Origin of the sequence: Clostridium tyrobutyricum (assembly GCF_019144085.1) — a bacterium.
In the GTDB taxonomy this organism is placed as follows: Bacteria; Bacillota; Clostridia; order Clostridiales; family Clostridiaceae; genus Clostridium_B; species Clostridium_B tyrobutyricum_A.
Genome location: NZ_JAHHUY010000005.1, coordinates 54,485 through 76,603, shown reverse-complemented (window position 1 = coordinate 76,603; position 22,119 = coordinate 54,485). Strand labels below are relative to the sequence as shown.

22 protein-coding genes, 1 tRNA gene and 1 other annotated feature are annotated in these 22,119 nt (G+C 33.3%); of the genes, 3 read left to right on the top strand and 20 right to left on the bottom strand.

Translation table 11 applies throughout. The features are described from left to right. Positions 1–111: 111 nt before the first annotated feature. The 14 genes from gpmI to KM800_RS03425 all read right to left on the bottom strand — a co-directional run bounded on the left by gpmI (position 112) and on the right by KM800_RS03425 (position 14,034). Positions 112–1,644, bottom strand: a complete 1,533-nt coding sequence (gene gpmI, locus KM800_RS03490; protein WP_217811826.1) for a 2,3-bisphosphoglycerate-independent phosphoglycerate mutase — start codon at positions 1,642–1,644, stop codon at positions 112–114. Positions 1,645–1,669: 25 nt separating this feature from the next. After that, the gene (tpiA, locus tag KM800_RS03485) at positions 1,670–2,416 is read right to left on the bottom strand and encodes a triose-phosphate isomerase (protein WP_217811825.1); all 747 of its coding nucleotides are present in this window, start codon (positions 2,414–2,416) and stop codon (positions 1,670–1,672) included. Positions 2,417–2,525: 109 nt separating this feature from the next. Continuing rightward, entirely contained in the window at positions 2,526–3,722 is a 1,197-nt protein-coding gene (locus tag KM800_RS03480) for a phosphoglycerate kinase (RefSeq protein ID WP_217811824.1), read from the bottom strand. A 146-nt stretch (positions 3,723–3,868) separates the two neighbouring features. Next, entirely contained in the window at positions 3,869–4,873 is a 1,005-nt protein-coding gene (gene gap, locus KM800_RS03475) for a type I glyceraldehyde-3-phosphate dehydrogenase (RefSeq protein ID WP_217811823.1), read from the bottom strand. Positions 4,874–4,918: 45 nt separating this feature from the next. Continuing rightward, positions 4,919–5,950 carry a sugar-binding transcriptional regulator gene (locus tag KM800_RS03470; RefSeq protein ID WP_217811822.1) on the bottom strand — a complete coding sequence of 344 codons (1,032 nt, stop codon included), beginning with the start codon at positions 5,948–5,950 and terminating at the stop codon, positions 4,919–4,921. A 131-nt stretch (positions 5,951–6,081) separates the two neighbouring features. After that, on the bottom strand, positions 6,082–7,464 hold the full coding sequence (gene rpoN, locus KM800_RS03465) for an RNA polymerase factor sigma-54 (protein ID WP_217811892.1): 1,383 nt from the start codon (positions 7,462–7,464) through the stop codon (positions 6,082–6,084). Between the two features lie 166 nt (positions 7,465–7,630). Then, entirely contained in the window at positions 7,631–8,560 is a 930-nt protein-coding gene (gene trxB, locus KM800_RS03460) for a thioredoxin-disulfide reductase (RefSeq protein ID WP_217811821.1), read from the bottom strand. A gap of 34 nt (positions 8,561–8,594) precedes the next feature. Next, the gene (locus KM800_RS03455) at positions 8,595–9,434 is read right to left on the bottom strand and encodes a DegV family protein (protein WP_217811820.1); all 840 of its coding nucleotides are present in this window, start codon (positions 9,432–9,434) and stop codon (positions 8,595–8,597) included. 18 nt (positions 9,435–9,452) lie between these two features. Then, positions 9,453–9,920, bottom strand: coding sequence for a tRNA (uridine(34)/cytosine(34)/5-carboxymethylaminomethyluridine(34)-2'-O)-methyltransferase TrmL (gene trmL, locus KM800_RS03450; RefSeq protein ID WP_217811819.1), 468 nt, complete (start codon positions 9,918–9,920; stop codon positions 9,453–9,455). Between the two features lie 141 nt (positions 9,921–10,061). Then, entirely contained in the window at positions 10,062–10,640 is a 579-nt protein-coding gene (locus KM800_RS03445) for a 5' nucleotidase, NT5C type (RefSeq protein ID WP_217811818.1), read from the bottom strand. A gap of 248 nt (positions 10,641–10,888) precedes the next feature. Continuing rightward, positions 10,889–11,521, bottom strand: coding sequence for a manganese efflux pump MntP family protein (locus tag KM800_RS03440; RefSeq protein ID WP_217811817.1), 633 nt, complete (start codon positions 11,519–11,521; stop codon positions 10,889–10,891). Positions 11,522–11,813: 292 nt separating this feature from the next. Beyond that, positions 11,814–13,013 carry an Acg family FMN-binding oxidoreductase gene (locus KM800_RS03435; protein WP_217811816.1) on the bottom strand — a complete coding sequence of 400 codons (1,200 nt, stop codon included), beginning with the start codon at positions 13,011–13,013 and terminating at the stop codon, positions 11,814–11,816. Further along, positions 12,991–13,674 carry a TetR/AcrR family transcriptional regulator gene (locus KM800_RS03430; protein ID WP_217811815.1) on the bottom strand — a complete coding sequence of 228 codons (684 nt, stop codon included), beginning with the start codon at positions 13,672–13,674 and terminating at the stop codon, positions 12,991–12,993. The genes KM800_RS03435 and KM800_RS03430 overlap by 23 nt, the downstream gene beginning before the upstream one ends. Positions 13,675–13,947: 273 nt before the next feature. Further along, positions 13,948–14,034 (bottom strand) — tRNA-Leu (locus KM800_RS03425). Positions 14,035–14,245: 211 nt separating this feature from the next. On the opposite strand from KM800_RS03425, the gene KM800_RS03420 reads away from it, so the two are divergent. Both KM800_RS03420 and KM800_RS03415 read left to right on the top strand, forming a co-directional pair. After that, complete coding sequence (locus KM800_RS03420; protein ID WP_217811814.1) at positions 14,246–14,593, top strand: EamA family transporter; 348 nt, start codon at positions 14,246–14,248, stop codon at positions 14,591–14,593. Then, positions 14,583–14,924 (top strand): EamA family transporter, encoded by a 342-nt coding sequence (locus KM800_RS03415; protein ID WP_330655499.1) that lies wholly within the window; start codon positions 14,583–14,585, stop codon positions 14,922–14,924. Before KM800_RS03420 ends, KM800_RS03415 begins: the two co-directional genes overlap by 11 nt. Positions 14,925–14,971: 47 nt before the next feature. Here KM800_RS03415 and KM800_RS03410 read toward each other — a convergent pair whose 3' ends face one another. Then, on the bottom strand, positions 14,972–16,141 hold the full coding sequence (locus KM800_RS03410) for a VanW family protein (protein ID WP_217811813.1): 1,170 nt from the start codon (positions 16,139–16,141) through the stop codon (positions 14,972–14,974). A 162-nt stretch (positions 16,142–16,303) separates the two neighbouring features. Between KM800_RS03410 and KM800_RS03405 the strand changes: the two genes are divergently transcribed. Then, positions 16,304–17,536 carry a competence/damage-inducible protein A gene (locus tag KM800_RS03405; RefSeq protein ID WP_217811812.1) on the top strand — a complete coding sequence of 411 codons (1,233 nt, stop codon included), beginning with the start codon at positions 16,304–16,306 and terminating at the stop codon, positions 17,534–17,536. A 66-nt stretch (positions 17,537–17,602) separates the two neighbouring features. Here KM800_RS03405 and nth read toward each other — a convergent pair whose 3' ends face one another. The 5 genes from nth to cysK form a co-directional block, all read right to left on the bottom strand. Continuing rightward, a complete protein-coding gene (gene nth / locus KM800_RS03400) occupies positions 17,603–18,259 on the bottom strand; it encodes an endonuclease III (protein WP_217811890.1) in 657 nt (218 codons plus the stop codon). After that, on the bottom strand, positions 18,234–18,959 hold the full coding sequence (locus KM800_RS03395; protein WP_217811811.1) for a lysophospholipid acyltransferase family protein: 726 nt from the start codon (positions 18,957–18,959) through the stop codon (positions 18,234–18,236). Before KM800_RS03395 ends, nth begins: the two co-directional genes overlap by 26 nt. A 93-nt stretch (positions 18,960–19,052) precedes the next feature. Beyond that, positions 19,053–20,024 (bottom strand): tRNA epoxyqueuosine(34) reductase QueG, encoded by a 972-nt coding sequence (gene queG / locus KM800_RS03390; protein WP_217811810.1) that lies wholly within the window; start codon positions 20,022–20,024, stop codon positions 19,053–19,055. A 22-nt stretch (positions 20,025–20,046) separates the two neighbouring features. Beyond that, positions 20,047–20,640, bottom strand: coding sequence for a serine O-acetyltransferase EpsC (gene epsC / locus KM800_RS03385; RefSeq protein ID WP_217811809.1), 594 nt, complete (start codon positions 20,638–20,640; stop codon positions 20,047–20,049). 144 nt (positions 20,641–20,784) lie between these two features. Next, positions 20,785–21,696: a cysteine synthase A gene (gene cysK / locus KM800_RS03380; protein WP_217811808.1), complete on the bottom strand. Its 912-nt coding sequence runs from the start codon at positions 21,694–21,696 to the stop codon at positions 20,785–20,787. A 63-nt stretch (positions 21,697–21,759) separates the two neighbouring features. Next, positions 21,760–21,998, bottom strand: a binding site (T-box leader). Positions 21,999–22,119 lie beyond the last annotated feature (121 nt).

Here is a 22,119-nt window from a genome sequence, read left to right as displayed (position 1 = left end):
AAATAACGGTTCTTTCAACTCCTTTCTAATTTATACTTTTTGTTTCAAATTAATTATATCATTTAAATGACAAATCATACAATTAATATTGGAAGCTATAACTAAAATACACTATTTTTTGATAAGACTTTTGCCTGTCATTTCATTTGGTTTCTCAAGACCCATGGCTTGAAGCATTGTTGGAGCTATATCTGCAAGTACTCCACCGTCTCTCATTTCTGAAGCATTATTTGCTACATATACAAAAGGAACGGGATTTGTAGTATGTGCTGTCATAGGATTTCCTGTAGAATAGTCTATTTCCTGTTCTGAATTACCATGATCGGCAGTTATAAATACAGTTCCATCTTTCTCTAGTATTTTACCCACAATTTTGCCAAGACATACATCTACAGCTTCAATTGCTTTTTTTGCAGCTTCAAGAATTCCTGTATGACCTACCATATCCGGATTTGCAAAATTCAATATGATCATGTCATATTTATCCTGGTCTATTCTCTTCAAAAGTTCATCGGTAACCTTATAGGCACTCATTTCTGGTTGAAGATCATAAGTTGCAACCTTTGGTGATGGTATTAGTGCTCTGTCTTCATTTTTGTTTGGTTCTTCCACTCCACCGTTGAAGAAGAACGTAATATGAGCATATTTTTCAGTTTCAGCTATTCTAAGCTGATTTTTTCCTAATTTGCTTACATATTCTCCCAATGTGTTCTTGTAGTGTTCATTTTTGAAAGCTGCATCTACATTTTTAATTGTATCATCATATTCTGTCATTGTAACAAATTCAATATCCAGATTTTCTCTCTTGAATCCATCAAATTCTCTGTCTATTATAGCTCTTGTAAGTTGTCTTGCCCTATCTGGTCTGAAGTTGAAAAACACTATGGAATCTCCATTTTTAACAGTTGCAGTTGGTACATTATTCTTTTCAATTACTGTTGGAAGTATAAACTCATCTGTCTTTCCATCTTTATATGAATTATCTACAGCTTCCTGAGCACTGTTTGCATTTTGACCTTTTCCAAGTACTATGGCATTATAGGCAAGTTCTACTCTTTCCCATCTTTTATCTCTATCCATAGCATAGTATCTGCCTGAAACCGATGCTATCTCACCTATTCCAATTTCTTTCATGTAATCTTCTATATCTTTTATGAATTCTTTGGCAGATGATGGTGCTACATCTCTACCATCTGTAAAAGCATGAACATATACTTTCTTTAATCCCTTTTTTTTGGCAAACTTAATAAGTCCCTTTAAATGCTCTGAATGAGAATGAACTCCTCCAGGTGATAAAAGCCCAAGCAAATGAAAAGCTGAATCATTTTTCAATGCATTGTCAGCAGCCTTGTTAAGTGCTTCATTTTCAAAAAAGTCCCCATCTTGTATTGATTTTGTTATCTTTGTAAGAGCCTGATATACTATTCTTCCTGCACCTATATTTAAATGCCCAACTTCTGAATTTCCCATCTGTCCATCAGGTAATCCTACACTTAATCCACTTGCGCCTAATTCAGTGTGAGGATAATTTTTGTAGTATTTATCAAAATTTGGTTTGTTTGCTGCTTTAACTGCATTTCCTTCTACTTTATCGGAAATACCGAAACCATCAAGTATCATAAGCATTACTGGTTTTTTATTCATATTTACCTCCAAATTTTATTACAAATTAGTAATTTACTATCTTTGAGAAGTCCTGTGCTTTAAGACTTGCTCCTCCAATTAGTCCACCATCTATATCTGGCTGAGCCATCTGAGCTTTTATTGTAGCAGGCTTAACTGATCCACCATACTGGATTCTAGTCTTTTCAGCAGTATCTTTGCCGTAAAGTTTTCCAATTACACTTCTTATATAAGCTATTGTAGCATTTGCCTGTTCATCTGTAGCTGTTTTTCCTGTTCCTATAGCCCATATAGGTTCATATGCTACAACTAATTTTTCTACCTGTGGTTTTTCAAGTCCTGCCAAGTCCAATTTAATCTGTTTTCCAAGTACTTCTTCAGTTACATCTGCTTCTCTGTCTTCCAAAGTTTCTCCGCAGCAGATTATAGGAATTAAATTGTGCTCAAAAGCTTTCTTTACCTTTTTATTTACAGCAGCATCTGTTTCGTTGAAATACTGTCTTCTTTCACTGTGTCCAAGTATTACATATTCTACACCCATTGACTCCAGCATAGCTGGTGCGATTTCTCCTGTATATGCTCCACTTTCTTCAAAATGCATGTTTTGAGCTCCAACTTTTACATTGGTTCCCTTTGCAGCTTTAAGAACTGTGTCAAGGCATACATAAGGTGGACATACAACTACATCTGCCTTGGCATCCTTTACCAATGGTTTTAATTCTTCAATTAATTTTGCTGCCTCGTCAACAGTTTTATTCATTTTCCAGTTTCCTGCAATTATTGCTTTTCTCATTTATATCTCCCTCTCTTTTTTTAAAGTTCAAAGTTCAGAGAGCAAATATCAAATTTGGAAGATTTTCGGCTGTATCCGAAAATCCTCATTATTTGTTCTTTGCTCTTTGTTATTTATCATTAAGTGCTGCTATTCCTGGAAGTTCTTTTCCTTCTAAGAATTCAAGTGAAGCTCCACCACCTGTGGATATGTGAGTCATCTTATCACCAAATCCCAATTGGTTAACTGCAGCTGCACTGTCTCCGCCGCCTATTATTGTAGTAGCACCTGATTCTGCCATAGCCTTAGCTACTGCAATAGTTCCTTTTGCAAAGTTTTCAAATTCAAATACTCCCATAGGTCCGTTCCATACAATAGTCTTTGCATTATTTATAGCATCTGCATATAATTTAGAAGTCTTAGGTCCGATATCAAGTCCCATATATCCATCTTTTATGTTTTCATCATCTGTTATAACAGGTTTCGCTGATGCATCAAACTTATCTCCTATAACATTATCTATAGGAAGAAGTAATTTTACTCCCTTATCCTTTGCCTTTTGTATCATTTCTTTTGCATATTCTATTTTATCTTCTTCAACTAATGAAGTTCCTATAGTAAATCCTTGAGCTTTCTCAAAAGTGTATGACATTCCACCTCCGATTATAAGTGTATCTACTTTTTCAAGTAAATTGTTTATAACATTTATCTTGTCTGAAACTTTCGCTCCTCCAAGAATAGCTATGAAAGGTCTTGTTGGATCTTCTACTGCATTTCCAAGGAATTTAAGTTCTTTCTGGATTAGATATCCACATACAGCTGTATCTATGAACTGAGTAACTCCAACAGTTGAGCAGTGTGCTCTGTGAGCTGTACCAAATGCATCATTTACAAATACATCTGCAAGGGATGCAAGTTCTTTTGAAAAGTTTTCTTTGTTCTTTGTTTCTTCTATTCTATATCTTGTATTTTGAAGTAATACTGCTTCTCCGTCCTTTAACTTCGCAACTGCAGCTTTTGCGTTTTCTCCTACTACATTGTCATCTGCTGCAAATACTACTTCTTTTCCAAGCATTTCTGAAAGTCTTTTTGCAACTGGTGCTAAAGAAAGTTCTGGCTTTGGTTCTCCCTTTGGCTTTCCAAGATGTGAACACAATATAACCTTTGCACCTTTCTCCAATAAATATTTTATTGTAGGAAGTGCTCCAACTAATCTATTTTCATCTGTTATCTTTCCATCTTGAAGTGGAACATTGAAATCGCATCTAACTAAAACTTTTTTTCCTTTAACATCTATATCTTCAATTGTCTTTTTATTAAAAGCCATAATAATATACCTCTCTTCTTAAATTTTTTATTTATTTTAGTATTAATTATTAAAGGTCCAGCCTCATAGCCTCAACTACAAAACCAGACCTTTACTATGCTACCAGTTTAATATATACATATTAAATAATCAGCTGTAAATTTTAACTATTTAGCAATTTTTGCAAAGTAAGCTAAAGTTCTAACTAATTGTGAAGTGTATGACATTTCATTATCATACCATGAAGCAGTTTTAACTAATTGTGATCCATTAACATCTACTACTTTAGTTAAAGTTGCATCAAATAATGAACCATAGTTGATTCCTACAACATCTGCAGAAACTATTGGATCTTCAGTGTATCCGAATGATTCATCAGCTGCTTCCTTCATAGCTGCATTAATTTCTTCAGCTGTAACATTCTTCTTAAGAACTGAAACTAATTCAGTTATTGAACCAGTTGGAACTGGAACTCTCTGAGCATTTCCGTCTAATTTTCCTGTTAAGTCTGGTATAACCTGGCTGATAGCTTTAGCAGCACCAGTTGAGTTAGGGATTATGCTTACAGCAGCAGCTCTAGCTCTTCTTAAATCACCTTTTCTGTGTGGTCCGTCTAATGTATTCTGGTCATTAGTGTATGCATGGATTGTAGTCATGAATCCTTTTTCTATTCCGAACTTGTCATTTAATACTTTAGCCATTGGAGCTAAGCAGTTAGTTGTACATGATGCACCTGATATAACTGTTTCAGTTCCATCTAAAGAATCATTGTTTACGTTGAAAACTATTGTCTTCAAGTCATTTCCAGCAGGAGCTGATATAACAACTTTCTTAGCACCGGCTCTTATATGAGCTTCAGCTTTTTCCTTCTTAGTGAAGAAACCTGTGCATTCAAGAACAACGTCTATTCCAAGTTTTCCCCATGGTAATTTTTCAGGATCTGCTTCAGCAAAAACTTTAACTTCTTTTCCGTTAACTACGAAAGCTCCTTCTTTAACTTCTATTTCACCATTGAATCTTCCCTGTGATGAATCATATTTGAATAAATGAGCTAACATCTTTGTATCTGTTAAATCGTTGATTGCAACGACCTCTAAGTCTGGTACTTCAAGAATTCTTCTTAATGCCAATCTTCCTATTCTTCCAAAACCATTAATAGCTACCTTTGTCATTTAAACTCCTCCTAAATAATTAAATATTTATAATAAATAAAAAATTTATTGACCATTTATAAGTTCTACGATTTTTTTTGCGGCACCTTCGTCTGTAATCAATACACCACCGTGTGTACTTATTTCTGTGGAAAGTATGGCTTCTGCCTTACTGCCTCCCCCTGCAACTGCTATTACTGTATTTATCTTGTCTATTTCACTGTTTTTTACTCCTATGCTTGGGGTTGCATAAACTATATTTCCCTTTTTATCAAAATAATATCCAAAGGCCTCTCCAAGACCTCCATCGGCTTCTATACGGTGTATTTTTTCATCACTCAGGCCTCTTCTTTTAGCCATCTTGTTGGCCCTGCCTATACCATATATTAGTATATCTGTATTATAAATAAACTGCAATATATCCTGTATGGACTTTTCCTTTATAATAGTACTAACAGCATTGTCACTTAAACTATCCGGGATATGGAGTAATTTATAATTGCCATCCAGCTTTTTAGCAAGTCTTGCCGACAAAGTATTTGCCTGTGTCTCTACATTGGCACCCATGCCACCTCTTGCCGGTACTACAAGAACATCTTTTACATTAGTTACCCTCGGCATATTATCAACTACCTGTTTCATTGTAGAGCCTCCGGTAATGGCAATAGTACTGTCATTCTTCAAGATACTTTTTAAGTAAATTGCTGCTGCCCTGCCTATTTCACTCATTATGGTTTTATCTAAATCACAATTTCCAGGCACAATTATAGCTTTTTCAAGCTTGAATTTCTCTTTTATGAAATCCTCGATTTCAGACAGACCTCTTAGCTCATGTATGGAATCTTTCAACTTATCTATAATGTCCTCTCCATCTTTTGTTATAGTCATTCCAGGAGTATTTATTTCAATAAAACCTTGAGTTTTTAAAAAATTTATTTCTGTTCTAACTATTCTTTCGCCAATTCCCAAATCATTTGCAAGTACTCTTCTGCCAATAGGTTGGTTATAGTAAATAGTTCTTAAAATATTGTACCTTTTTTCCAGCAAATAAACTAGTTCAGGTACTATTCTTTTTTGTAATCTAAGTACTTCTTCCACATCCATACCTCCTGGCCTGTTAGTGTCCCAGTACTTTACTAACCGTCCCACTATTATTATAAAACATATACAAGCTTTTTTAAATAGTATTTTTAAAAAAATATTAAAAATTTGTTATTAAAAGCATATTATCAGTATCTTTTTCTCCCTTTTGACGACTTTATTCCAAGTTCCTCTCTATATTTTGCTACAGTTCTTCTTGAAATATTCATACCCTTTTCATTAATTAAATTGCATATTGACTGGTCAGATAATGGTCTTTTCTTGTCCTCTCCGTCTATTATACTTTTAATTTCCTTTTTAATGATGGATGCAGAAATGTTTTCACCATTTAAAGATGAAGAAATTCCAGTAGTAAATAAATTCTTTATTTTTACCGTTCCTCTGCTTGTATATATATATTTCTCTCTTATTGCTCTACTTATAGTAGATTCATGCATGTCTAAACTTTCTGATATTTCTTTTAAAGTCATAGGTTTTAAGTAACTATCTCCATAATCAAAATAGTCTCTTTGAATTTCAAGTATCTTTTCCAATACTCTATATATAGTACTTTTTCTATGTTGAATACTCTTTATTAAAAATACAGCTCTGTCTAATTTATCCTTTACATAGTCCAGTGCATTTTTGTCATTTTCTTTTGAATCTTCACTCTTTATTATATCTTTATACATGGAATTTATGGTCAATCTAGGTACAAGATCATCATTCATCAAAATAAAATATTCTCCATCAATTTTTCTTATATATGCATCAGGCATTATATATTTTACCTCTTCACCTGTATAAAATCCCCGTGATGGTTTTGGATCCAGTCCTTTTATTATATCTCCATATTTTTGGGCACATTTTACATCTATATTTAATTTTTTTGCTATAGTATCGTATCTATTTTCAGCAATAAGTTCCAAGTAATTATCTATAATCCGTGTTATATTTTCATTTGATAATTTTTTTCTATTTAATTGTATTTTAAGGCATTCATTTAAATTTCTGGCACCTATTCCACTTGGATCTAGAGATTGTACAATTTTTATGCAATACTCTGAAAGGTCCTTTGAAATTTTAAGTTCTTGTCCAAGTTCCTCATTTGACAAGATCAAATATCCTCTTCTATCTATATTCTCTATAATATAATTGCATATGGCTTTTACGTAATCCTTTTCACTCAGATATCTTATTTGTTCTGTTAAATACTCTTTCAATGACTTTTTCTCAGATATAAAATTAAAAGGGGAAATTTCTTTATCTTCATTTCTTTCATAACTATGATGACTGTAATTATCAAACTCTATATTTTTTATAAACTCCTTATAATCAAGTTTCGTTTCTTCTTTATTATTATTGTTGTTTAATTCAATATCTTTTGCATCTAGAATAGGATTTTCCTGTACTTCCTTTTCTATATATTCTTTAAGTTCAAAACTTGACATTTGGAGAAGCCTTACAGACAGCTGCATCTGCTGTGTCATTACCAATTTTTGTTCTTGTGTTAGATTGAGTCCAAAATTCAAGTTCATATTTATACCCCCTTTATTCAATTGGCAATTCATAATGTACAATTCACATTGCTAATTATGAACTGTACATTATGAATTGTGAATTGTCTAATTATATTATATCATTAAGTTATTTAAAAATAGAGTCCAAATTATATAAATCAGACTCTATTTTATACATTTAATATAAATTTTGATTTTCTATATATGTTTCAGCTTCTACAGCTGCAATTGCACCATCTGAAGCCGCTGTTACTATTTGTCTTAACGTCTTTTGTCTCACATCTCCGGCAGCAAAAACTCCAGGTATATTGGTTTTCATATTTCCATCTGTAATTATATAGTCTCTTTGATCCAAATTCACCTTGCCTTTAAACAAATCTGTTACAGGGTTGTATCCTACAAATACAAAGCATCCATCTACTTTGAGTTCACTTGTCTCTCCAGTGTTTTTATTCTTTATTTTGAGTCCTTCAAGTACTTCTTCTCCTAACGCCTCTTCTACCTGGGAATTCCATATAAAGCTCATTTTAGGATTTTTAAATGCTTTTTCCTGAAGTGATTTAGCTGCCCTAAGAGAATCTCGTCTGTGAATAACTGTGACATGTTTTGCGAATTTAGACAAATATATGGCTTCAGTTATTGCTGAATCTCCTCCGCCTACAACCGCTACATCAAAATCAGTGAAAAAGTCTGCATCACAAGTTGCACAATAGGAAATTCCCTTTGCCCTTAGCTTATCTTCATTTTTAAATCCGCCTGACCTTGGGTTCGCTCCTGTAGCTATTATAACTGTCTTGGTTTTATAAATCTTGTTTTTACCTTTTATAGATTTTATTTCAGCAGAAAAGTCAACATCAACTATTTCATCTAAAATAAATTTAGTTCCAAACATTTCAGCCTGGCTTTTCATTCTTTTACTTAAATTATCTCCTGTAGCATTTTCTACAGAGCCAGGATAATTATCTATATCTACAGTAGTAACCACCTGTCCGCCATAATTTTCTCTTTCTATTACAAGTGTGTTCAATTTTGCTCTTGCAGAGTAAAGTCCTGCGGACAGCCCTGCAGGGCCTCCTCCAATTATTATAGTATCGTAAACGTCATCCATATTCCATCCTCCTTATTATATAAATATCATATTATTAGAATTTTTCTACAAAAAATAATCCACATGCACCGGCACCTGAATGTACTCCAACTACACATCCTACTTCACTTTCTATAAACTCTATTTTTCTCTTGATGAGTTCCTGTCTTAATGGATCAAGTACTTCCGTATTACCCACATGTAATAGTATGGCAGGTTCTCCCTGTTTTACTCCCTTTTTATCTATATAATCAAGCATATTTTTAAGTGCCTTTTTACTTCCTCTTACTTTATCAGACACTGCCATCTGTCCATCTTTTACGTTAATTATAATCCTTATTCCAAGTATATTGGCTATGGTACCTGCAGTTTTGGAAAGCCTTCCTCCTCTAACTAAATTTTTAAGATTGCTGAATTCCAATTTAGTTTTTATATGAGGTTGAATTCTCCTTACTTCCTTTTCTACCTCTTTCAATCCAAAATTCTTATCTATAAGTTGAGCCGCCTTTATAACCATAACACCCAGACCGGAAGTAACATTCAAGCTATCTATTATCACTATATCATCAATTCCCAACATATCCTTGGCAACACATGCAGATTGATAAGTACCGCTCATTTTGGAGGATATATGAATGGAAATTATCTTATACCCCTTATCAAGGTATTTTTTATAGCATTTCATAAAAATTTCTGGATTCACTTGAGCTGTAGCTGGAAACTCACTGGTATTCTCCATCTTTTCAAGAAGTTCAGGAAGTTTTATATCTATTCCATCTCTATAGGTCTTCTTATCAATAATTACGAAAAGAGGCAGCACTTCTATATTATACTTTTCTATTATATAATCAGGTAGATCCGCCGTACTGTCTGTAATCAATTTTATCTTTTCCATAACAAAAATCACCCTCCTCTATTTCATAACAGGAAAGTTCATCTGCCTCAACGCTTCATATGTAACTATAGCTACTGTATTTGATAAGTTCAATGAACGTGTAGTAGTGTTTATCATTGGAACTCTTATGCATGTATCACTATTCTGTTCCCTTATATAATCAGGCAATCCACAGGTTTCCCTGCCAAATACTATGAAATCTTCATCCTTATATCTAGCTTTATCATAATAGCGTCCTCCATGTGTGGTAGAAAAATAAAAAGTTCCATCTTTATATTTTTCTCTTAGTTCTTCATAAGAGTCATATAGAGTCAAGTCAAGATATGGCCAGTAATCGAGTCCTGCTCTCCTTAAATGCTTTTCATCAAGGCTAAAGCCAAGGGGTTTTATCAAATGCAATTTAGAACCTGTAAGTACACAAGTTCTTGCAATATTTCCAGTGTTTTGTGGTATTTCCGGTTGAAATAATACTATATTTAAACTCAAAAGTTTTTCCTCCTTCAGTGTATAAAACAATTCAAAAATGTACTATTTGTACTATTCAGTACAAAGTCTTATTAATATATTACTATATTATAATTATTCTGTCACTATACTGTAAAGATTGAGATAATAGAAAAGATGCTGTTACACAACTTTGCTCTGCAACAGCATCTTTTCTATTATCTCATATACTCCATTCCAATTAAATACTCTAAATACATTATCATCCGATACTTGTCTATTATAGTTTGTATCAAGCAAAATTACCTTAAATCCACTTTGTGACAGTTGTATAGCATTTTCAGGGCTGTCTTCTATAAATACATCACACTCAAGTTTTTCTGCAACTTTTACTTTATAAGGTGATCCTAGAAGTAACAGTTCATCATATGGTATTTTATATCTATTTAAATAATTATAAGTTAAAATTTCCAAATCCTTATCTCTAGCAGTTACAAAATATATATTACTTATATTAAATAATTTACATATAATATTTCTTGCATCTCCTCTTATCTTTTCCCTGTCATGCATAATAAATTTATTTTTATTATAAAACTCAATGTATTCTTTTCTTGATACACCAAGAATTTGATCTATTGAATATTGAGTAACCTGTTCCGGTTTCACATTTCTGTTAAAGTATCTGTTTGCAGGTGAAAGCCAATAGTAAGGATCTGTAATTGTTCCGTCTATGTCTATGCATATATTAAATTCTTTCATTTGAACACCCCTTCTACTATTTATATTACAGAATAAACTTAAAGAATACTATATAATAAGATTAAAGTTAAATAAGTGTGAGTAAAATATTATTGAAAAGTTTTTATAAAAGATACGTTGATATATTGAACATAACAAATACTATATTAATATAAAACTATTAAAATGATATTAAATTCATATTAAATATTTGTAATTATTAGGTATCTTAATTAAATGTTGTTCTTGAATTCATAATATCATTTCCTTTAAAAATTAATAATCCCCATATGTTCCAGCAATATCTTCAAACCCATAAGCACCAGTATAATGCCGCCGATAAACTCAGCCTTGGATTTAAATTTGGCACCAAATATATTGCCAATTTTTACACCCAGCATAGATAAAATGAGTGTTATAATCCCAATAAATAAAATTGCTGGAACGATATTAACACGAAGAAAAGCAAATGATATGCCTACTGCCAGTGCATCAATACTTGTAGCAACAGCAAGTGGCAGCATTTCTACAGGTTTTAAAGATGCTTCTTTCCTACAGGGACGCTCTCCACCAGGACATTCTCTGTCAATGCATGTTTCAGTAGGACATGTCCTGTCAGTACATCCTTCTTTTTTAAAACTTTCAACAACCATTTTACCTCCGATAAAACAGAGCAAAACAAATGCTATCCAGTGATCAAAAGCAATTATTTTATCGGCAAACTGTTTGGCAAACATATATCCGATAAGTGGCATGACCCCTTGAAAAATACCAAAATACAGTCCTACAGTCAATGCTTTTTTTATAGTTAGCTTAGTCATGGCCAGTCCGGAGCAAATAGCTACGGCAAAAGCATCCATAGAAAGTCCAACAGAAATAATAAATAATTCCAATACATTCATTTTACATTCTCCTCTACAAAGTCAAATTTCAAAAAGAAAAAGCCCAAGTATTACTCATACGAGCTTATATTTGGGCTTTTATAAAAATAAAGACCATGCATAGCTGTAAAAGTTATACATGAGTCTCGTTTTTTAAGACAAGCCAGACCGCTTCCGATCAGTATGTTGACTTGTCACGCACATTTGCGCTAACTACTCCCTCACAGGGATTTTCAATTTGTAACAGTATATCATGATTTTGTATAAAGGTCAATCTAATTTTAGCACTCCTAACTCCTTGCTGAACAGAAGATTATTCTTCTATAATCAGATCCATCACATCACGCCGCATGCTGAGCGGAGTACTTTTAGTTGGCTTTCCCAAGCGGAAAAGCATTTGCACCGTACCGCCGTTTGGAGCGTAAGTCTGCTGAAATTCGGTATAAGGGATACTCATTTCAGAATATTCCTCCAGAACCTGGCTCAGTGGCTGCATAACAAGTCCCAATGTGTGTCCGGTCAGCACTAGCTTGCTATAGAGCATCCCACTTTCCACCTGAGCAGAACGGCTGCTGTCCGATGTTATAATCATTGCATAAACAGGTGTGTTATCAACTGATGTGCGAGTGTAGTCAATAAAATTTTTGGAGGCTGCCTTGCCGGTATTCAAAGATGGAAAGACGGTGAGCAGTCCCTGCAGAATATGTTTCATCGATCCGGAGGTGCCTTGACCTTCCACTGAATAGCCATAACGATATTTGTTTTTCTGGTATTCGTTTGCCCTAAAGATAGCCCCCGATTCATCCATAATGCGCTCAACGTCAGCTTCAATCGCTGCGCTTCGCAAGGCATATCCACCAATTTTCTTCAAATTGGCCTCATCTTGATACAGCTTAATGGAAACACCTTTTCCAGGTGAAAGAGATTCGAGAACAGAAACCTGTGAGGAAGAAAGCATTTCCATCTTATAGGTTTCCCGATTGGTATCCGGCAGAAAGGTGGCTTCATAAAGTGGGTTGTTCTCGGGCTGTGCTTTTGAGAGCGTGATTTTTGCCACCGGCTTCACATCCATGCTTTCCGCAAGATTCGATTCATCATACGTACCATTTGGAAAAAGGTTGATTTTGGTACTCCAGCCTTCCTTTTTTCCAGCCACAGCAATATATTCCAAAAAAGTACCCTGTGAAATCATCATTTGGCGTGCATAGGGATCCACCTCATTTATCATGCGTGAGCTATCAGCATAAAGATAGAATACCCTGTTGTCGGATTTATCAAGCCTGATTTTCCACGGCTGCATATTATGGTTACTTGCTGCAAGCAGACCACTAGCCGCAAGACGCACCCTCGGGTCTGAATGATTTGCTGCATAGTCTTTTGACCATGGTTCCAGATATGTTTGTTTTATAAAACCTCCACTGATGATAAAAAGTACAGACAATAAAATGAGGCATATCACTACAATGCTAAATAACACAAATGATGCAATCTTAATCGCTGCTTTCTTTTTCATGCTGGCTCACTCCGTTCTTGCTGATCAGACACATGATCATGTCAAAGGATTCCGTTACAAATTTTTCGGGATCAACTTGGTGGTAATTTTTCAGGTAATCTCTTTTTTTCTCTCCCGTATTGAAAACGCCAACCGTGCAGGCCCATAAAATCAATGCAGCCTTCTCACTTTCCAGTCCCTTGTACAAGCTTCCTTCTTCAACGCCTTTTTGAAGCACACGAGAAAGATATCCAAAGATTTGTTCTCCTAACCGATAACACTCTGATTTTGACTCATCTTCAATTCCGGATATCTCATCGGAATCTTTTGTCTCGTATTCCATAATTGCTTTGAAGTACTCTGGATAATCTTCACTGAACCGGAAAAAAGTGAAAAAAATGCAGCGCAGATCTTCGATAGCGTTTTGTGGATGGCTTTTCTGAAAGCTGTTTTTGATCATCTCAATGAGCAGCTTGTATCCTCTAATCATAATTTCGAAGTAAATCTGCTCTTTACTTCTGAAATATACATAGACAGTTCGTTTGCTGAATTCCGCTTCTTTTGCTACTTCATCCATTGAGGTACTTTCATATCCTTTAGAAAAGAACACGTGCTCTGCAGCATCTATTATGTCTTTCCGCTTAATTTCTTTTTCCTGCTGTCTGCGTTCTTCATGGCCCATGATATCACTTTCCCTTCATATAAGTGCAATTAAGTAAACTTTAAGTTTACCTAATTGTAAACTGACTTATGATTTTTGTCAATAGTTACCCAGTATTTATAAAAGGTACGGTGGCAAAGCACAGAAATAGTTGCGTTTTTCACACTATGACATCTCAAAAAAGCAAATCAGACCGCCTTGAAAAGCGATCTGATTTTCATATAAAATAAAAAAAGTCCAGTACTACCTGGCCTTTTCTTGCATCAACATTATATCAATATTAACATCTTTTTTTGGTGCGGATAACAGGACTTGAACCTGCATGAAGTTACCTTCACTAGGACCTGAACCTAGCGCGTCTGCCAATTCCGCCATATCCGCATGATTGTGTGATTTTACAAATCTTTCACACAAAAGATCATAAGTTACCTGAATAGTATATCATAATGGAAAAAGGAAAACAACTGTCTTTACATATGATTTTCTTGACTTTCAATGAATTTTTGGCATGAAAACTTTCTTGACATAAAAACTTTAAAAATGCTTTAATATAGTAACAGCAAATAACTATTTTCAAGAAAGAAGGTACAAAATGAGCTCTTTTTTTGACTCATATAAGAAAAATATATATGGAATTCTATTGATTTTTATAGCATCTCTTTTAACATCTTTTGGTCAGATGTTCTGGAAATTATCATATCAAAATTCCAGATATCTACTATTTATAGGATTCATCTGTTATGGACTAGGTGCACTATTGATGATTGTCGCCTTTAAACACGGCAGCTTTTCCGTTTTGCATCCTATGTTAAGCCTAAGCTATATTTTTGCCATATTTCTAGGTATCATTGTTATTAAAGAAACAGTAGATTTTATAAAATTGCTTGGAATATTGTTTATTATGTCTGGGGTTGTTTTAATAGGAGGTGGTGACAATTAATTATTTAGTTTTAGTTTTAGTCTTTATGACTATTATAGGAGCTTTTGCAGGATTTTCTTTAAAAAAATCCACTTCCCAGTCATCCAGTATATTCAAGGTAATGTTGAGTAAATGGTTTTATATAGGTTCTTTTCTATATCTTATGGGGGCATTGTTAAATATATATGTTTTAAAATTTTTGCCATATACTGTTGTATTACCAATGACATCTCTTACATATATATGGACAATGATTATATCATTTTATCTGCTTAAAGAAAAAATAACTTTTAAAAAAATACTTGGAGTCACACTCATATTAATCGGTGCCTTTTTGATAAGCATAAGCTAAAAAATTGCATATAAAAAGTCCTCTCAATATTTTAGAGAGGACTTTTACTATTTTTTCTCTGCTGAATTAGAATATATATTAAAAACAACACTTCCACCTGAGGTATATCCTTGCACATATACCGGATATTTAAAGTCATTTCTGAATTTATAATCTATATTTCCATAATCTACAGTGGCATCCATACCTTTTGCAACATAATGTACAGGCATTGTATGATGTACTCTTTCAGTAGAAGTCAATCCAGCTGCATTTACTGCATTATAAAGTGTAGTGGAAACCTGGCATATGCCGCCGCCTAATCCATCTTCCAGTTTATCTCCAATTATAACTGGAGCTGCTTTATAACCCTTGTCTGCTGTTCTCTCCCCTACAACTCCATTAAAGCTAAACTCTTCTCCCGGCATAATAACCGTACCATTTATACTCTTTGTAGCAAGTTCTATATTATTTGCCCTTTGCGAGGATGACACTGATCCATAGTTTGTACTAAAATTAGAAATCAATGTATTCACTTTTTGTAAATCCGAACTTTTGATAGATGCAGCAACAGTATCTATTTTAGCATTTATTTTCAAGTCACTAGTTACATCTCCATCTATTTTGGACAACAACTGCTTTTCTAAATCCTTTTGATCAAGTTTAAGCCCATTTACTTCAGGTGTTATGTTAAACCCAATTCCACCCATGCTTATAGTAGCATTTTTAGGATCTCTATCCACATCACCTGCTATCTTTTTTACAAGTTCTTTAACAGGTTTTTCATCATATGTAAATTTCAATTTATAAATTACCTTGTTTGAACTCCTAATCATGCTATACTTTTTAAGTATATTTGAATTTTTTCCATAAGAATATGCCATGTTAACTGTATCGTCCACATTAAATTTTCCATTAATATTTGAATAATTCAATGTATAATTGCTGTCTGAAGCAGATATAATTATTTTTTTATTTTTCAATTTTTCTACATAGACCTTGTTTATCATATTTTTTGCTTCAGCTTTCGTTTTCCCTGATAAATCCAGACCTTCAACTGTTACGCCAGGATATATCAATTTATCCCAATATTTAATTTCATTATAATGATATACCGTAAATCCTGCAGCAACACCTAAAAAAGCAATTACACAGGAAAGAATTATAATCATCAGCCTATTCCTACGTGCCTTACTTTTAGATTTTCTAGATCTTCTAGGCTTATTTGTTTCACCCATCTCAACACCTCTTTTTACAATGACTATATAATATTATACTATACAAGCATTAATTTTAATATACTAATTAACTATGTATATATATTTATGCTATTATAAAATTATATAATATACTTGAACAAAAAATAGTTACAAAATAATTAATATTGGAGGAAACATCTTATGAAAGCAGAAATATTATGTGTAGGAACAGAAATTCTATTAGGTGATATAGTCAATACAAATGCACAATTTATTTCAAGAGAGCTAGCAAATATGGGGATAGATGTATATCATCAATCGGTAGTAGGTGATAATCCAAAACGACTTTTAGAAGAATTAACAAGTTCTTTTAAAAGAGTAGATATAGTTGTAACCTCTGGAGGACTTGGACCAACTCCTGATGATCTTACGAAAGAAATAGGGTCACAATTTTTTAAAAAGAAAATGATTCTGGATCAGAATACAGTAGACAAATTAAAAAATTATTTTGATAGAATGGGAAGATCATATCTTAAAGGCAATAATATGAAACAGGCCTATTTCCCCGAGGGTTGCACAATAATGGAAAATGATCACGGTACAGCCCCTGGTTGCATTATAAAGGAAAGTGGAAAAATACTTATAGTTCTTCCAGGTCCCCCAAGAGAATTAAAACCTATGTTTCTAAATTCCGCTGCTCCATTTTTAAAAAAATACAGCAGTGAAACTATAAGATCTAAAACTCTTAGACTATATGGAATTGGTGAAGGAGAGATGGCCCAGAGAATAAAAGAATTGATAGATAAAAGTTCTAATCCAACAATAGCTCCTTATGCCAAAGAAAATGACGTTACACTCAGAATTACAGCCAGGGCAAATACTGAAAAAGATGCCTTGAAACTTATAAAACCTTTGGAGGATAAGGTAAAAAATATATTCGGAGATAATATATACGGTTATGGAGAAACTTCCATGGAAGAAGTAGTTGCTAAAATTCTGGTTGAACGAAATCTAACCATATCTACTGCTGAATCCTGTACTGGAGGACTGGTAGCTGCAAAATTCATAAATTATCCTGGAATATCTTCAGTATTTCTAGATGGTGCTGTTACCTATAGTAATAATGCAAAAATGCACAGACTTAATGTAAAAAAAGAAACCTTGGATAAATTCGGAGCTGTAAGCGAAGAAACTGCAAAAGAAATGGCAGAGGGCATAGCAAAAACTTCTGGAACTAACATTGGATTGTCAACTACAGGTATTGCAGGTCCGGATGGAGGATCGGAAGAAAAACCAGTTGGTCTGGTATATGTTGGATTGTACATAAAGGGAGATGTCTTTGTTAAAAAGCTTCAACTTTCTGGTGAAAGAAACAAAGCTAGAAACAGGGCTGCCGTATCAGCCATAGACTATCTCAGAAGAAAACTCTTATAATGACAATGAGCATGGATTTTTATAAAAATGAAATCTATGCTCATATGTATTTGCCCAATTAAAATTTTAATGTTTTTCTGCAGCATGATTGAAATAATCACAATAAGGAGCTACTGGACAGCGTTCGCAATCCGGTTTCCTTGACTTGCATATTTTTCTTCCATGCCATATTAAATAATGATGACTTATACTCCACATATCTCTAGGTATATTTTTCATAAGTTCTTCTTCTACTTTTAACGGAGTAGTTCCTTTACCTATCCCAAGCCTGTTTGAAACTCTAAAAACATGTGTATCTACTGCAATTGCCGGTATTCCAAATGCATTGGACAATACTACGTCTGCAGTCTTTCTGCCTACACCGGGAAGCTTTATAAGTTCTTCCATAGTATTTGGCACATGCCCATCAAATTTTTCAATAAGAGATCTACTGGTGGACAGGATATTTTTACTCTTATTTCTGTAGAAACCGCAGCTTCTTATTTTTTCTGCCAATTCCGGTTCTGTAAGCGTAACCATTTTTTCAGGAGTATCGAATTCTCTGTACAAGTCATCTGTAACTTTATTTACCCTCACATCCGTACATTGAGCCGAAAGTATTGTAGAAACAAGAAGTTCATAGGGAGAATTAAAGACAAGTGCACATTTTGCATCAGGATAAGTCTCTCCAAGCACCTTTAATATTACATCTACATTTTTATTCTTCAATTTTATCACCTTCATCAAAACTGTATGCCCCTCTGTATCTTTCCGGCAAAAGTTTTGCTATTTCGTACATAAAAAAATTACTTACTCTATCTTCATATTCATGCTTTTTTTCATCTTTATTTTTCTTTGGTATTTCTAATTTCTTTCCTATATTTACTTTAACTTTGGCATGTTGAAAACTTTCATCAGCCATATCTTTATCACTTATTGGAAGAAGATTTTCCGTACCGCAGATTCCTACTGGAATTATTGATGCTTTAGTTAGTTTCTGTATAAGTACTACTCCTTTTTTTGCCTTACTCATAGAAGCTGTTCTACTTCTAGTACCTTCTGGAAATATAAGTACATTTTCGCCTGATTTAAGAACTTTAACTATATTGGATATGGCATTCTTATCTGCGGTATTTGGATTTATACATATAGTCTTCGTCATGCTCATTCCCAATTTAGTAAGAGAATTGTTGTTTAATTTTTTTCCAGCTACAAAAGTAAGATTTTCTTCTTTGAATACGTTGCCAAGAACCAAGGCATCTGAATTACTAAGATGATTGCTGATAAAAAGTATAGGCCTTTTAACGCCATTTAAGTTTTCCTTGCCCATTATATCCATATCGGCATATTTTTTTACATAACCATTTAGAACCTTATCAGAAATATATCCTGTAAGACCTTTAGGAAGACATCCTACTAATTTTACCACAAGTGGAGATATCATAATATACTAAGACCCACCTTTCTTTAATAAAACTATCTATAAATATATAAAATGTATAAACAATAAAATTTTAAATATACCCATTAATATAAATTATAGTTTGAAAAGCTTAAAAAGTCTATTGTAATAATCCTGAACGTAAGGTGATCTTATATTTTTAATTGTAATATTCTTACCTGAAATAAAGGAATTTATTAATGCATTCCTTATAATTATATTTTTTCCTCTCCATCCGCAGGAAGTTATAGCGTATTTCTGTCTGAATATTTTATTATCCATATTTAAAATTTCAGATAAATCTACATTTTCCATAAATTCAAATGGTCTAAATTCTTGTATATTGGAAAATAAAACTTTTCTATTATATGGACATATATTCTGACAAATATCACATCCAAATAAGTTTCCTCGAAAGCTAAGAATCCACTCATCTTCAATATGCTTTTTTTGTGTAATATAGGACATACACTTATTGGAATTTTTTTCTCCTCTTATGGCCCCAGTAGGACAAGCTTTTAGACAAATAGTACAATCTTCGCATTGAGATCGTACTATTTTACTGTTTCCAAGATCCAAATCCGTTATTATCTCTCCAAGAAATACATATGATCCATATCGTTGTGTAATAAGCATGTTATTCTTTCCTAAAAATCCTATTCCACAAAGTTTGGCAATATACCTTTCTGGAAGCATATTGCTATCCACAAGCGGTACTGCCTTTCCTCCCATACTCTCTATAAAGCGGCATATTTTATTCAGATACTTGAATACTACCTTATGATAATCCTGTCCTCTAGTATAAAGAGAAAAACCTATGTTATCTTTTGTACTTCTATTAAACAAATAGGGAAAGGCAACTGATATTATTGTCTTTCCCTCTTTCATATATATAAAAGGATTGATCCTCTTATTTTCATCTTTCTCTTCAAATTCATTATCAAGTAACTTCAATCTTCTAAATTTAAAAGAATTGTATAATTCACAAAATATTCTGGATTCTGTAAATCCAATAGTATCTATTCCAATTTTTCTACAAAATTCTATTAGTTTATTTTTATAATTCATATACACACCTACTGAAAAAAGATTATATTATCATCTCATTATATATCTTTTTTCTTTTCCCTGCATAGTCATTTATCTCTATAACTTCACATCTTTTTTTGTATATTATTCTTACAGGTATTCCAACTGCTGTACAATCCGCCGGTACATCTTGAAGTACAACTGCATTTGCACCTACTTTTACCCTATCCCCTATTACTACAGGACCAAGTATTTTAGCTCCACTTCCTATGAATACATTATTTCCTATAGTAGGATGTCTTTTACCTGTATGCTTTCCGGTACCTCCTAGTGTAACGCCATGATATAGTGTTACGTTATCTCCAACTTCAGCCGTTTCTCCTATTACTACACCCATTCCATGATCTATAAAAAGCCCCTTGCCTATTTTGGCACCAGGATGTATTTCTATTCCGGTGAATAGTCTTGAAAATTGAGACACAAATCTTGCACAGAAAAACATTTTCTTCTTGTAAAAGAAATGTGATATTCTATAACTTATAAGTGCATGTATAAACGGATACAATAAAAATACTTCTAGTGAATTTCTCGCCGCAGGATCATTTTTCATGGCATTTTTTATATCATAGTTTAAAAGTTTAAATAAATTCCTCATTTTAATCTTCCTTTCATAATAATAAACTCGTTTCCCAATGATTAAATTAAATTATCTAAAACCCAAGTGCACTTTTATATAATCTTAGGTTTTAGATAACCCAATGTTTATGTGCAATAAGCCCACGGGATCAACTAGAAAGTATTATTTATACAATCCCATGGATAGATACTTTTCTCCTCCATCTGGTGCTACTGTAACTACAGTCTTTCCACTACCAAGCTTTTTAGCTAGTTCAAGTGCTGCATATACATTTGCTCCTGAAGATATTCCTACCAATATGCCTTCTTCTTTAGCTACAAGTCTTGCATACTCAAAAGCATTTTCATCACTTACAGTTATTATCTGATCCACTATTTCAGGCTTGTATATATCAGGTATAAATCCTGCTCCAATTCCCTGTATTTTATGAGGTCCAGTCTTGCCTCCTGAAAGCACCGGTGAGCTTGCTGGCTCCACTGCAACTACCTTAGTACTCTTGTCATGTTTTTTAAGATTTTCTCCTACTCCTGCCAATGTACCACCAGTACCTACACCTGCAACAAATACATCTACTTTATTTAAATCCTTCAATATTTCTTCCGCAGTAGTTTCATAGTGCTTCTGTGGATTGGCAATATTAGTAAATTGTTGTGGTATATAATATCCAGGCTTATCCTTTGCTATTTCATAAGCTTTTTCTATAGCACCCTTCATTCCCTTAGTTCCATCTGTTAAAACTAATTCGGCACCATAAGCTCTTATAGTGTTTCTTCTTTCAATACTCATAGTCTCAGGCATTACTATTATTACATTATAGCTCTTTAATTTTCCTATCATTGCCAAAGCTATACCTGTATTTCCACTTGTAGGTTCAACTATGGTATCCCCTTTTTTTATCAGATTGTTTTTTTCCGCCTTTTCAATCATTCCAAGTGCAGCTCTGTCTTTTATACTTCCACCGGGATTAAACTTTTCCAATTTTAAATATACATCTGCAGATCCTTCTACCTTTAAATTATTCAATTTCAATAAAGGTGTGTTACCAATCAATTCTATAGCATTTTCAAAAATCATTCTTAGTCCTCCCAAAATAATATTTAATATAATATTAAAAAAAGCCCCGTCTCTATAGTTAACTATAGAGACGAAGCTTAGACTCCGCGGTTCCACTCCAATTAGACATTAAAGTCTCATCTTTATTCAAGCACAGTATCATGCTTAATCACAGTAACGGATGAATCCGATGCAGCCTACTGTTAATTCGGTGCATAACTCAAAAGGGCACTTCACTTAAACTAAATTTAGAAATCTTTCAGCATAAAATTTCCTCTCTTAAAATTCACATCTAAGTTACTTTCCTTTTTCAAAGTATTTAATCACTTTCATATATTATCTTAATTCTATATTATATATTATACAACTACCTTTAATTTTGTCAACAAATTTAAAATAAACTTTTAAAAAAATTTGGGTTCGAATTATTAAACTGAAACTCCT